Below are 12,176 nucleotides of genomic sequence, written 5' to 3' on the forward strand. Positions count from 1 at the left end.
GTCCTGCGTTTGCGCCGCTGACAACGCAGCATTCGTGCGCGGACACGCAGCAGTTGTTCCTTGTCGCCCGTCTGTGTCGCTTCCTACCTTGGTCTCACCCCTGAGTCGTCATCGCAGGAATGCGGAGGAACCCCTCTGTGCCCGACAGCCGTGTGCCGCGCCTAAGGCGCTTCCTTGTCTGCGAACCCAGACACTTCGCCGTGCAGTACGCGATCAATCCCTGGATGCATCCCGACACCCGTGTCGACGTGGACCTGGCCCAGGAGCAGTGGCAGGCGCTGATCGACGCCTACCGCACCCACGGCCACACCGTCGACAGCGTGGAGCCGGTCCCCGGCCTCCCGGACATGGTCTTCGCCGCGAACTCGGCCGTCGTCGTCGGCGGCCGCGTCTTCGGCTCCCTCTTCCACGCGCCCGAGCGCCGCCCCGAGTCGGGCCACTACGACCTGTGGTTCAAGAAGGCCGGCTATGAGGTCCATCGGCCCGGTTCGGTGTCCGAGGGCGAGGGCGACCTGGTCCCGACGGGCCGTTACGTCCTGGCCGGTACCGGCTTCCGGACGACGCGCGAGGCGCATCGCGAGGCGCAGGAGTTCTTCGGCGTGCCCGTGATCAGCCTGACGCTGGTGGATCCGTACTTCTACCACCTGGACACGGCGCTGTTCGTCCTGGACGACGGCGACGACACCCACGGCGGCAACATCGTGTACTACCCGGAGGCGTTCTCGCCGGGCAGCCGCGCCGTCCTGGAGCGCCTGTACCCGGACGCGGTGCTCGCCACCCGCGAGGACGCGATGGCCTGGGGCCTCAACTCCCTCTCCGACGGCCGCCATGTCTTCATCGCGCCCCAGGCCGAGGCCCTCGCCTCGCGCCTCGCCGACCACGGTTACGTCCCCGTCCCCGTCGACCTGTCGGAGTTCCACAAGGCCGGCGGCGGCATCAAGTGCTGCACCCAGGAGATCCGTTCATGACAGCGCCCGTCCATGCACCCGCCCGCACCCGTACGTCGGCCGACCTGATCCGTGCGGAGGAGCCGGTCCTCGCGCACAACTACCACCCGCTGCCGGTCGTCGTCGCCCGCGCCGAGGGCACCTGGGTGGAGGACGTCGAGGGCCGCCGCTACCTCGACATGCTGGCCGGTTACTCGGCCCTCAACTTCGGCCACCGCCACCCCGCGCTGACCGAGGCGGCCCACCGCCAGCTCGACCAGCTGACCCTCACCTCGCGCGCCTTCCACAACGACCGGCTCGCCGAATTCGCCGAGCGCCTGGCCGCGTTGACCGGCCTGGACATGGTGCTGCCGATGAACACCGGCGCCGAAGCGGTCGAGAGCGGCATCAAGCTGGCCCGCAAGTGGGCGTACGACGTGAAGGGCGTCCCCGCCGACCGGGCCACGATCGTCGTCGCGGCGGACAACTTCCACGGCCGTACGACGACCATCGTCAGCTTCTCCACCGACGAGACGGCGCGTACGGGCTTCGGCCCCTTCACGCCGGGCTTCAAGGTCGTGCCGTACAACGACCTGGCCGCGCTGGAGGGGGCGGTCGACGAGAACACGGCGGCCGTGCTGATCGAGCCCATCCAGGGCGAGGCCGGGGTCGTCATCCCGGACGACGGCTACCTCGCCGGGGTCCGGGAGCTGACCCGGCGCAAGGGCTGTCTGTTCCTCGCGGACGAGATCCAGTCGGGCCTGGGCCGCACCGGCCGTACGCTCGCGGTCGAGCACGAGTCGGTCGTCCCGGACGTGCTGCTCCTCGGCAAGGCGCTGGGCGGCGGCATCGTGCCGGTGTCGGCGGTGGTGGCCCGGCGCGAGGTGATGAGCGTGCTGCGCCCCGGCGAGCACGGCTCGACGTTCGGCGGCAACCCCCTCGCCGCGGCGGTCGGCACGGCCGTGGTCGAACTGCTGGAGACGGGCGAGTTCCAGCGCCGGGCCGCCGAGTTGGGCGTGATCCTGCGGGACGGACTTCAGGCGCTGGTCGGCAAGGGCGTCGTCGGCTTCCGCGCGCGCGGGCTGTGGGCCGGCGTCGACGTCGACCCCACCATCGGCACCGGCCGCGAGGTCAGCGAGCGCCTCATGCGAGAGGGCATCCTGGTCAAGGACACGCACGGCTCCACGATCCGGCTGGCGCCACCGCTGACCATCACGGGCGAGGAACTCCAGTCCGCGCTGGGGTCGTTGGAGAAGGTACTGACGCAGGGCAGCTGAACCGGCGGGCCTCGGTGTCTCCCGTGCAAGGGCACGAAGGACGCAGGGGAGACACCGAGGCCGCCAGGTCACCGGCGGGTTCGCTGCCGGTCAGCGCTCCTGCAGCAGTTGCCGCATCTCCTTGATCTCGGCGTTCTGGGCGGTGACGATGCCGTCGGCCAGGGTCTTGGCCGGGCCGTAGGAGCCCTTGGCCTTCTCCTGGGTGGCCATTTCGACGGCGCCCTGGTGGTGGTCGACCATCATGGTCAGGAACATCGTGTCGAAGTCCTTGCCGGTCGCCTTCTTCAGCCGGTCCATGTCCTTGGCGGGCATCATCCCGGGCATGCCGGCCTTGCCGGGGGAGCCCGCGTGGCCGGAGTGGTCCATGCCGGGCATCCCCTGCATCGGCACGTCCTGGCCCCAGGACTTCAGCCAGCCGCTCATCCTGGTGATCTCCGGGTCCTGGGCCTTCTCGATGCGGGAGGCCAGGTCCCTGACGCGGGCGGAGGAGGCGCGGTCGGGGGCGAGTGCCGCCATCGCCAGGGCCTGCTGGTGATGCGGGATCATCCCCTGCGCGAAGGAGACGTCCTGGGCGTCGTGCCCGCCGACGGCGGCGGACGCGCTCCCGGACGACGAGGCGCCATGCCCCTCGTGGTGGCTGCCTGCTCCGTTGCCGCCACAGGCGGCGAGGACGAGAGCGGCGGTGGCGGTCGCCGCGACGAGGGCGGCGCGGCGCGCCGCAGGACGAAGACGGAAACGACGGTCGGTCATGCGATGACTCCTGCTGTGCGAATGCCGTACGCATGCGGTACGGACGCGGCACGCATGCGCTGCGCATGCGGCACGGAACGGATGTCGGGCACGCTGAGGACCGCATCGGCCGGTGGGCCGGACGCGGCGTTGGTGCCTCTAGATCCGCAGGAGTTGGAGTTCCGCCAGGGAAGGTGGCGCACGGGCGCCGTCCGGTGCCGTGGCCGGGTGGGAGCCGCCGGAGTCGGCCCGTACGGCGGCGGCCACCGGGTCGGGAGCGAGCGCCGGCAGGACGGGCCCTTCGCTCACGGCTCCCGAGGCGCAGGTGGGATCGGCGTGCCGGGCATGATGTCCACCGCAGTGGCCCTCGTCCGGGCAGTCGCCACCGGGGGTGACGGCGACGGCGGTGAGGGCGCCGGCGGCCGCCATGTGCGGGGCGGCAGCGTGCTCCCGGTGCCCCATGGCTCCGCCGGGAGCCAGGGCGTGCATGCCGAGCAACCCGGACAGCAGCCCCAGCACGAGCAGCAGTCGCCACCGCCCCAAGGGCGGTCGCGCAGCGCACTGCTCGGATCGCTTCATCGGGCTCACCCTATGAGGCCGCTCCGGAGGCCCGCAGGCCGGGGCGCGCACATGGCGGAATACGGGCGGCGGCCACCCACCGCCTCACCCTCACGATTGCGCCACCCTGCGTGATCGGGTTGATGCACACGGTCGGGCGGCGCACGCTGTTCCGGCGGTCACCCGCACCCGCGTTACCGCCCGACCCGTTCCCCGCGACGACACCTGCGCTTACACTTACACCCCCATCACACGCCGGTTGACCTGCAAAAACACGGTGCCACGCGATCCCGCCAGAGTGAGGAGCGACCCCTCTTGTTCTATTACGTGCTCAAATACGTGCTGTTGGGGCCCCTGCTGAAACTGGTCTTCCGGCCCCGGATCGAGGGACTGGACAACGTCCCGGCGTCGGGCCCGGCCATCATCGCCGGCAACCACCTGTCGTTCGCGGACCACTTCCTGATGCCGGTCATGCTCAAGCGGCGCATCACGTTCCTCGCCAAGGCCGAGTACTTCACCGGGCCCGGCATCAAGGGCCGCCTGACCGCGTTCTTCTTCCACAGCATCGGCCAGATCCCGGTGGACCGCTCCGGCAAGGAGGCGGGTCAGGCCGCGATCCGTGAGGGACTCGGGGTGCTGAGCAAGGGCCAGCTGCTCGGCATCTACCCGGAGGGCACCCGCTCGCACGACGGCCGCCTGTACAAGGGCAAGGTCGGCGTCGCCGTGATGGCGCTCAAGGCGGGCGTCCCGGTCGTGCCCTGCGCGATGATCGGCACCTTCGAGGCCCAGCCGCCGGGCAAGGTCGTCCCGAAGATCCACCCCGTCGTCATCCGCTTCGGCGAGCCCCTCGACTTCTCCCGCTACGCCGGCATGGAGAACGAGAAGGCCGTCATCCGCGCCGTCGCCGACGAGATCATGTACGCGATCCTGTCGCTGTCCGGGCAGGAGTACGTCGACGAGTACGCGGCCGTCGTCAAGGAGAAGGAAGCGGCGGCGAAGGGCGTGAAGGAGCGCAAGTTCCCGCGGGCTCCCCTGGGTTGACCCCGCAGCCCGGGCACCGGTGTACGGCTCTCAGCCGAGCAGGGTCAGCGCCTCGTCCAGCAGCCGCCTGAGCCGCAGCCCGTCGGACGCGACGGCGCTCACCAGTACGGCGGGCCCGGCGAGCGGGGCGATCACCGCGGACTCCCCCAGCATGCGCGGCGCCACCGGTTCGTCGCGGAACTCGGGCCGCACGATGACGAGTTGCCCCACGGCGCGATGTCGCGCCAGCACGGCGGGCCCGTCCCAGCCGCCCGGCGCTCCCGGGCCGCAGGCCAGCTCCTGGTCGAGAACGGTCCGCCCGGCGACGCGCACCGTGAGACGGCTGCTCAGTGTTCCGGGATCTTCCCCGACACGCCCCAGCACCTGCTCCTCGCGCAGCACGAGCCGCGCCTCGCGACCGAGCTCGGCCACCGTGGTGACGCACAGCTCGCTCCCGCCGGCCGAGATCAACTGCTCGGGGAGCCAGCGAAGTTCACCCCCGTCGGCGACGTCGAGCCGTACGTCGTAGCGCGCCGCGTCCTTGACCTGCCCGGGCAGCGCGATGGTCGCGGCGGCCGACCGAACGTCCAGCCGGGCCCCCTCCCCCACCCGCGCCTCCACGGCGAGGCGGTCGCCGCCGAGCGGTGCGCTCATCGCCCCGACGAGCATGACGCGCGCCTCGGTCCCGGCGGCGCGCGTGCGTCGCAGCGCCAGCGGCCCCTCGCCCTCCAGCACGGGCAGCGCGGTGCCCCCTCGCCCGTCGTTCCGGGCGACGATCCGCGCGGTGGCCCGCACTCCGCTCACGCTCACGCCCTCCACTCGGCGAGTCGCGCACGCACCCAGTCGGCCACGTCCGCGACTCCGGCCTCGCTGCGCAACGACTGGAAGACCACGGGGAGTTCGGCGCGCTGGGCCTTCGCGTCGGCGGCCATCCGCGCCAGGTCGGAGCCGACGTGCGGCGCGAGGTCGGTCTTGTTGACGACGAGCAGGTCGGCCGTGGTGACGCCGGGACCGCCCTTGCGCGGGATGTCGTCGCCGCCGGCCACGTCGATCACGAAGATCTGCGCGTCCACGAGGCCCTTGGAGAAGGTGGCCGTGAGGTTGTCCCCGCCCGACTCGACGAGGACGAGGTCCAGCGGCCCCGCCTCGTCCTCCAGGTCCTCGACCGCTTCGAGGTTGGCGGAGATGTCGTCGCGGATGGCGGTGTGCGGGCAGGCTCCCGTCTCCACGGCCGTGATCCGCTCGGGCGGCAACACGGCCTCGCGCAACAGGAATGCGGCGTCCTCGCGCGTGTAGATGTCGTTGGTGACGACGGCGAGCGACCACTGGTCCCGCAGCGCCCGGCACAGCGCGGCGACGGTGGCGGTCTTCCCTGACCCGACGGGGCCGCCGAGCCCCACCCGCAGCGCACGGCGCGAGCCGTCGGTGCGATGCGCGTCCGCGCTCACGGCGGAGGGACCGTGCGGGTCGGTGTGGTCGAGGTGCATGGTCGGCTCCTGTGGGTCGGTCGGCTCGGTCGGTCAGGATGCGATGAGTGGCTTCGCCGGTCAGGAGGCGAAGAGGCGGACGGGCCATGCCGCGTGTGCCTCGGCGCCGATCTCCAGCAGGGGCGCCGAGGCCGCGGGCAGCGCATCGACGGTGTCCTCGGCGGCGCACCTGTTCGCCGCCGCCACCGCCCGGTCGACGACCCGGTCCAGCTCCGGCGCGAGCCGGGCCAGCACTGCGGTCGCCTCGAAGGGGTCCAGGCTCAGCAGGCGCACCGTCGCCGTCGCCGGCCCGCTCACGCTCTCGTACGCCGCGCAGTAGGCCGCTTCGTCCGCCCCCAGCCCTGCCGCCCGGGCGACGAGCCCCAACACCACCGGCTGATGGGCTCCCTTGGGGAAATCCCGTGCCACGGCGTCGAGTTCACCGCACGGCCAGGTCGCCCGGCCGGCCCGCAGCAGCTGCCGCCCCAGCCGACGGGCAGCGCCGCGCAGCGCGGGCGACGGCGACCGTGCATCGGCCGCCGCGTCCAACTCCCGTACGTCCGCACCGAGTACGGCAGCCGCGGCCAGCGAGGCCGCCACCAGCCCCGCGGTCTGCAACCGCCCCCGGCAGAAGTCCTCCAGGCTCGTGGCCCCGGTGATCCGCCCGGCCTTGACGGCCGCCTCCGCCCCGCCGGAGTGCGCGTGCCCTCCGGCGGGAAAGCGGCCGTCGGCCAGAACGAGGAGCGCAGCCCGTGTCATCACAGTCCCGTCAGAAGAGGAAATACCGCTGGGCCATGGGCAGTTCGGCGGCCGGAGTCGCCTCGACGAGCTCCCCGTCGATGTGCACGGCGAAGCTGTCGGGATCCACCCGGACCCGCGGCCGCGCGTCGTTCTCCTTCATGTCCGCCTTGGTCACCCCGCGCGTCGACTCGATGGCGACGAAGCGCTTGCCCAGCCGCAGCCGCTCCGGCAGCCCGTCCTCGACGGCCGGCGCCGCCACGAAGTTGACCGAGTTCGACGCCGGAGCCCGCCCGATCGCTCCGTACATCGGGCGCGGGAGGATCGGCTGCGGGGTCGGGATGGACGCGTTCGCGTCGCCCATCTGCGCGTAGGCGATCTGCCCGCCCTTGATGACGAGTTGCGGCTTGACCCCGAAGAACGCGGGCTCCCACAGCACCAGGTCGGCGAGCTTGCCGCTCTCCACGGAGCCGACCTCCCTCGCGAGTCCCTGCGCGAGCGCCGGGTTGATCGTGTACTTGGCGACGTAGCGCCGTACACGATGGTTGTCCGCGCGCCCGTCCCCCGGCAGGGCGCCCCGCCGCCGCTTCATCACGTGCGCCGTCTGCCAGGTCCGCAGGACGACCTCGCCCACGCGCCCCATGGCCTGGGAGTCGGACGAGATGATGGAGATCGCGCCCAGGTCGTGCAGGATGTCCTCGGCGCCGATCGTCGACGGCCGGATGCGGGACTCGGCGAAGGCCAGGTCCTCCGGCACCGCCGGGTTCAGATGGTGGCAGACCATCAGCATGTCGAGGTGTTCCTCGGGGGTGTTCACGGTGAACGGCCGCGTCGGGTTGGTCGAGCTCGGCAGCACGTGCGGCTCGGACACCACGGTCATGATGTCCGGCGCATGCCCGCCGCCCGCGCCCTCCGTGTGGTAGGCGTGGATGCCGCGGCCCGCGATCGCGGCGAGCGTGTCGCCCACGAACCCGGCCTCGTTCAACGTGTCCGTGTGGATGGCCACTTGGATGCCCGTCCGGTCGGCGACGGTCAGCGCGGCGTCGATGACGGCCGGGGTGGAGCCCCAGTCCTCGTGCAGCTTCAGGCCCACTGCTCCGCCGCGGATCTGCGACAGCATCGCCTCGTGCGAGACCGTGTTGCCCTTGCCGAGGAAGCCGACGTTGAGCGGATAGCCCTCCATCGCCTCCAGCATGCGGGCCAGATGCCAGGGACCGGGTGTCACGGTGGTCGCCTTGGAGCCCTCGGCCGGACCGGTGCCGCCGCCGACCAGTGTCGTGACGCCCGAGGACAGCGCCTCGTCGGCGATCTGCGGGCAGATGAAGTGGACGTGCGCATCGATGGCACCCGCCGTCAGGATGCGCCCGTTGCCCGCGACGACCTCGGTCTCCGGGCCGATGACCAGTTCCGGGTGCACCCCGTCCATCGTGTCGGGGTTGCCCGCCTTGCCGATCCCGGTGATCCGCCCGTCGCGGATGCCGACGTCGGCCTTGACGATCCCCCAGTGGTCGACGACGACGGCGCCGGTGATGACGGTGTCGGGGGTGCCGTCCGCGCGCGTGGCACGCGACTGGCCCATGGACTCGCGGATGACCTTGCCGCCGCCGAACACGGCCTCGTCCCCGGCGAGTCCGGGGCCGCCGCTGCGGTCCTCCTCGATCTCGATCAGCAGATCGGTGTCGGCGAGCCGGATCCGGTCCCCGGTGGTCGGGCCGAACAGATCGGCGTACGCGGCACGGGAGATCTCAGTCATCGAGGGCACCTCCGGTCTCCCCGCGCAGCCCGGGCACGACCCGGGCACCGGCGAGCGGGACGAGTTCGACGTCGACGGGGATGCCGGGCTCGAAGCGCACGGCGGTGCCGGCGGCGACGTTCAGCCGCTTGCCGCGCGCGGCGCTCCGGTCGAACTCCAGGCCCGGGTTGGCCTCGGCGAAGTGGTAGTGGGAGCCGACCTGGACCGGCCGGTCGGCCGCGTTGAGGACGGTGAGCCGGGTGACCTCGCGTCCCTCGTTGCAGACGATCGGGCCCTCGGCGAACAGGATCTCTCCGGGAATCATCGCCCGCCCCCGTCAGACGATCGGGTCGTGGACGGTGACGAGCTTGGTGCCGTCCGGGAAGGTCGCCTCCACCTGGACGTCGTGGATCATCTCGGGGATGCCCTCCATGACGTCGTCACGGGTGAGCAGCTTGCGCCCGGAGGACATCAGCTCGGCGACGCTGCGGCCGTCCCGGGCGCCTTCGAGGATGTGCGAGGTGATGAGCGCGACCGCCTCCGGGTGGTTGAGCCGGAGGCCGCGGGCCCGGCGCTTCTCCGCCACGTCGGCCGCCACATGGATCAGCAGTCGCTCCTGCTCGTGCGGGGTCAGTTGCACGTCCCACCTCACCGTCCTCGCCCGGACCGTGCGGGATCCGGTTGCCGCCGTCACCGGGCAACGTCCCTGGTGGCGTGGAGGGCAGGGTAGTTGGACCGCGTTTCGGGCGCGTTACTTCCGCGGGGAACGCACAGGTCGGCGGCTACGCACCGTCCGTCCTCCGGTGTTCGGCCGCGATGCCGAAGCGCCGCTGGTCGCGGGGCGCGGGGCCGACCTCGTGGACGCCGGAGACCGAGCTGATCACCTGCTCCTCCGCGGGCGCCTGGAGCTCCTCGAGCCGTTCCAGGTCGGCGGCGGAGACGAGGGCGACGAGAGGCTTGCCGTGCCGTGTCACGACGACGCGCTCACCGCCGTACACCACCCGGTTGATCAGGTCGGCGAGCTCAGCCCTGGCTTGCGTCACCGGAATCTCGTAGGCCATACCCCCAGCTTACGGGGCACCCCCGGACACGCTCCCGGTCCGTGCGGCGATAGCCCGGGACAAGGTTCTGTACGTCCTGTACATTTTCAACAGAGAGCACGGAGAGCAGAGCGCGCGCAGACCTCTGCCGGAGTCGGCTCTGCCGCGAGGAGGGGTATGTCATGACTCGACCAGCCGCCCGCTACGTCCTGCCCGAGTTCACCGAGCGCACGAGCTCCGGTCAGCGCACGCTCGATCCGTACTCGAAGTTGCTCGAGGAGCGGATCGTCTTCCTCGGCACGCCGATCGACGACACGTCGGCGAACGACGTGATGGCGCAGTTCATGCACCTCGAACACGACTCCCCGGACCGGGACATCTCGCTGTACGTCAACTCCCCCGGCGGCTCGTTCAGCGCGATGGCGGCCCTCTACGACACGATCCGGTACGTCAGCTGTGACGTGGAGACGATCTGCCTGGGCCAAGCCGGCTCGTCGGCGGCGGTGCTGCTCGCGGCCGGCACGCCGGGCAAGCGGTTCGCGCTGCCGGGGGCGCGGATGCTGATCCAGCAGCCGTCGCTGCCCGAGCCGGTGCGGGGGCAGCCCAGCGATCTGGTCATCCAGGCGGAGGAGTTGACCCGGGTCCGCGCCCTTCTGGAGGACATGCTCTCCCGGCACACCGGGCGCGCCCCGGAGCAGGTGCACGAGGACCTCGAACGGGACTTGATCCTGGACGCCCAGGGCGCGCTGGAGTACGGCCTGGTGGACGGGATCATCACCAGCCGCAAGGCCTCGCGCGGCACACCGGATTCGAGGTGAGCCGCCGATGCTGCCACCCGAACTGCCGCCGCTGCCCGCTCTCACGTGCGCCGAGGGCGAGTTGATCGACCGCTACCTCGACGTGGTCGACCTGCTGGGCCGGATCAATCCGGCGCAGAACGCGGGCACGTACGGCGGACTGCGGGCCGCCCAGGCCCTGGTCCGCAAGGCGGTGGAACTCCGTGACGCGCTGAGCCTGATGCACCAGCGGGGCGAGACGGAGCTGCACGCGGCCACCCTGGCATGTGCCTTGCGGGTGCTGGACGGCGAACGCCGCACCGCCCGCGTGACCGTGCCGTCGGACGGCTCGGGCTGACGAAGAACACCGGCCCGGTCGCCACCCCGGTCCGGGCCTCCGGGCCCGAGTTCAAACGGCCCGAACGACGTACCCCTGTTCGGCGTAGACGAGCGACTTTTTTCGGGGCATCGCGGGTTGCACGGGACGCGCGCGCGAGGAGCGCGCCGAGCGCTTCCGCGCTGGTCCGGGGGTACGTCGACTCCTCGCCCGGTATGCGGGCACCCGGGTATCCACCCGAACGGGCCAATAGTGACGCATTCCTCACATACCCGGTTCCATTGGGATATTCGGACTCCAGTGAGTCAAGATCCCTGTCTGACGACAAGCCCCCGCCACCGCGGCGGGGCGGTCCGGGCGGACGCCGAGTCCTGCCGCCGCCCGGATGACCGGTCGACGGCAGTGGATCGGCAGGAGTGGAGGACCCGAGCAAGACGGGTCGCCCAGCGGACACCGGTCCGCTGTGCGCAGCCCTTGGGGTGAAGCCGCGGCAACGCGGCCGGGCAACTTCGCCAGCCCGAATCCGACAGGTCATCCTTCACAGGCGGCTGACGAAGGGTTGCGCATGATTGCGCTCAATCGCGTCCCGTCTCTCGTGGCCCGGGCCGGCACGGCCTCGGCCCTCACTCTCGCCGCCGTGGGCGGCTCGATCGTGGTGCCGGGCATGGCCTCCGAGGCCGCGGCCGCCGCCACGGCGACCAAGGCACTCCAGATCGCGGCCTCCAAGAAGGGCTCCCCGTACCGATGGGGCGCCACCGGACCGGGCAGGTTCGACTGTTCCGGGCTCACGCTGTACTCGTTCAAGAAGGTGGGCAAGAGCCTGCCGCGTACGGCGGCCCAGCAGTACAACAGGACCCACCATGTGTCGGCCCGCCATCGCAGGGCCGGGGACCTGGTGTTCTTCCACTCGGGCTCACGCGTCTACCACGTCGGCATCTATGCCGGGAAAGGAAGGATCTGGCACGCCCCGAAAACCGGGGACGTGGTGAAACTCCAGAAGATCTGGACGAGGAGCGTCTGGTACGGCCGGGTCGGCTGACCCGGCCTTTTTCTTGTCCTACGGCTCCTGCTGTCCCGCGGCGGTCACCGGCTCGGCCGGTACCGTCCAGGGGAGTTGGATGGAGACGGTCTTGCCGCCCTCGCGGGTGGGGCGGATGCGCAGCTTGCCACCGCATTCGGCGGCGAGCCAGCGGATGATGACCATGCCGCGCCCGTTGTCCTGCTGGACGGCCGCGGGAAGTCTCTTCGGGAACCGCGGGTGACTGTCGGTGACGCCGATGCGCAGGTGTTCGTCACGGACGAGCATCATGTCCACCCTGAAGGTGGGCGACTGCCCGAAGGTGTGCTGCACGGAGTTGGTGGCGAGTTCGGAGACGATGAGCCGGACGGTGTCGGCCGCTTCCGTGTCCGAGGGCAGGCCCCACTCCGCGAGCGTCCCCAGCACGAAGGAGCGGGCCGCGGAGACCGAGGCGGGATCGCTCGGCAGAGTGACGGATGCTTCCAGATGGTCTGCCATGGCGACGTCGTCCCTTTCCCACGGGACCGTAGTCCGACACGGAGCGGATGGTTCGCGTACG

16 protein-coding genes and 1 riboswitch are annotated in these 12,176 nt (G+C 71.4%); of the genes, 6 read left to right on the forward strand and 10 right to left on the reverse strand.

The window, feature by feature from the left end:
- The first annotated feature begins 137 nt into the window (after nucleotides 1-137).
- Both ddaH and rocD read left to right on the forward strand, forming a co-directional pair.
- Entirely contained in the window at nucleotides 138-968 is an 831-nt protein-coding gene (gene ddaH, locus ABZ910_RS17990) for a dimethylargininase (protein ID WP_361365504.1), read from the forward strand.
- Nucleotides 965-2,203: an ornithine--oxo-acid transaminase gene (gene rocD / locus ABZ910_RS17995; RefSeq protein ID WP_361365507.1), complete on the forward strand. Its 1,239-nt coding sequence runs from the start codon at nucleotides 965-967 to the stop codon at nucleotides 2,201-2,203. The genes ddaH and rocD overlap by 4 nt, the downstream gene beginning before the upstream one ends.
- A gap of 90 nt (nucleotides 2,204-2,293) precedes the next feature.
- On the opposite strand, the gene ABZ910_RS18000 is transcribed toward rocD, so the two are convergent.
- Together ABZ910_RS18000 and ABZ910_RS18005 are read right to left on the reverse strand one after the other, a co-directional pair.
- On the reverse strand, nucleotides 2,294-2,953 hold the full coding sequence (locus tag ABZ910_RS18000; protein WP_361365510.1) for a DUF305 domain-containing protein: 660 nt from the start codon (nucleotides 2,951-2,953) through the stop codon (nucleotides 2,294-2,296).
- A gap of 138 nt (nucleotides 2,954-3,091) precedes the next feature.
- Entirely contained in the window at nucleotides 3,092-3,511 is a 420-nt protein-coding gene (locus ABZ910_RS18005) for a DUF6153 family protein (protein WP_361365513.1), read from the reverse strand.
- 294 nt (nucleotides 3,512-3,805) lie between these two features.
- Here ABZ910_RS18005 and ABZ910_RS18010 point away from each other — a divergent pair, with 294 nt between their 5' ends.
- The gene (locus ABZ910_RS18010) at nucleotides 3,806-4,531 is read left to right on the forward strand and encodes a lysophospholipid acyltransferase family protein (protein ID WP_361365516.1); all 726 of its coding nucleotides are present in this window, start codon (nucleotides 3,806-3,808) and stop codon (nucleotides 4,529-4,531) included.
- Between the two features lie 30 nt (nucleotides 4,532-4,561).
- Here the strand turns inward: ABZ910_RS18010 and ABZ910_RS18015 are convergent, their stop codons facing one another.
- The 7 genes from ABZ910_RS18015 to ABZ910_RS18045 all read right to left on the reverse strand — a co-directional run bounded on the left by ABZ910_RS18015 (nucleotide 4,562) and on the right by ABZ910_RS18045 (nucleotide 9,507).
- On the reverse strand, nucleotides 4,562-5,320 hold the full coding sequence (locus tag ABZ910_RS18015; RefSeq protein WP_361365518.1) for an urease accessory protein UreD: 759 nt from the start codon (nucleotides 5,318-5,320) through the stop codon (nucleotides 4,562-4,564).
- Entirely contained in the window at nucleotides 5,317-5,997 is a 681-nt protein-coding gene (gene ureG, locus ABZ910_RS18020) for an urease accessory protein UreG (RefSeq protein ID WP_361365521.1), read from the reverse strand. Before ureG ends, ABZ910_RS18015 begins: the two co-directional genes overlap by 4 nt.
- Nucleotides 5,998-6,057: 60 nt before the next feature.
- The gene (locus tag ABZ910_RS18025) at nucleotides 6,058-6,735 is read right to left on the reverse strand and encodes an urease accessory UreF family protein (protein ID WP_361365524.1); all 678 of its coding nucleotides are present in this window, start codon (nucleotides 6,733-6,735) and stop codon (nucleotides 6,058-6,060) included.
- Between the two features lie 10 nt (nucleotides 6,736-6,745).
- Nucleotides 6,746-8,467 (reverse strand): urease subunit alpha, encoded by a 1,722-nt coding sequence (locus tag ABZ910_RS18030; protein WP_361365527.1) that lies wholly within the window; start codon nucleotides 8,465-8,467, stop codon nucleotides 6,746-6,748.
- A complete protein-coding gene (locus ABZ910_RS18035; protein WP_361365530.1) occupies nucleotides 8,460-8,771 on the reverse strand; it encodes an urease subunit beta in 312 nt (103 codons plus the stop codon). Before ABZ910_RS18035 ends, ABZ910_RS18030 begins: the two co-directional genes overlap by 8 nt.
- Before the next feature lie 12 nt (nucleotides 8,772-8,783).
- Nucleotides 8,784-9,086, reverse strand: a complete 303-nt coding sequence (locus ABZ910_RS18040; RefSeq protein WP_361365533.1) for an urease subunit gamma — start codon at nucleotides 9,084-9,086, stop codon at nucleotides 8,784-8,786.
- A gap of 142 nt (nucleotides 9,087-9,228) precedes the next feature.
- Nucleotides 9,229-9,507 carry a type II toxin-antitoxin system Phd/YefM family antitoxin gene (locus tag ABZ910_RS18045; RefSeq protein ID WP_361365536.1) on the reverse strand — a complete coding sequence of 93 codons (279 nt, stop codon included), beginning with the start codon at nucleotides 9,505-9,507 and terminating at the stop codon, nucleotides 9,229-9,231.
- A gap of 161 nt (nucleotides 9,508-9,668) precedes the next feature.
- Here ABZ910_RS18045 and ABZ910_RS18050 point away from each other — a divergent pair, with 161 nt between their 5' ends.
- The 3 genes from ABZ910_RS18050 (at nucleotide 9,669) to ABZ910_RS18060 (ending at nucleotide 11,638) form a co-directional block, all read left to right on the forward strand.
- Nucleotides 9,669-10,304: an ATP-dependent Clp protease proteolytic subunit gene (locus ABZ910_RS18050; protein ID WP_361365537.1), complete on the forward strand. Its 636-nt coding sequence runs from the start codon at nucleotides 9,669-9,671 to the stop codon at nucleotides 10,302-10,304.
- A 7-nt stretch (nucleotides 10,305-10,311) separates the two neighbouring features.
- Complete coding sequence (locus tag ABZ910_RS18055) at nucleotides 10,312-10,620, forward strand: hypothetical protein (protein WP_361365540.1); 309 nt, start codon at nucleotides 10,312-10,314, stop codon at nucleotides 10,618-10,620.
- 360 nt (nucleotides 10,621-10,980) lie between these two features.
- A riboswitch (cyclic di-AMP (ydaO/yuaA leader) is annotated at nucleotides 10,981-11,161 on the forward strand.
- 3 nt (nucleotides 11,162-11,164) lie between these two features.
- Entirely contained in the window at nucleotides 11,165-11,638 is a 474-nt protein-coding gene (locus tag ABZ910_RS18060) for a C40 family peptidase (RefSeq protein WP_361365543.1), read from the forward strand.
- A gap of 18 nt (nucleotides 11,639-11,656) precedes the next feature.
- On the opposite strand, the gene ABZ910_RS18065 is transcribed toward ABZ910_RS18060, so the two are convergent.
- A complete protein-coding gene (locus tag ABZ910_RS18065; RefSeq protein WP_361365546.1) occupies nucleotides 11,657-12,115 on the reverse strand; it encodes an ATP-binding protein in 459 nt (152 codons plus the stop codon).
- Between the last annotated feature and the right edge of the window lie 61 nt (nucleotides 12,116-12,176).

The organism is Streptomyces sp. NPDC046805 (assembly GCF_040645355.1).
Lineage (GTDB): Bacteria > Actinomycetota > Actinomycetes > Streptomycetales > Streptomycetaceae > Streptomyces.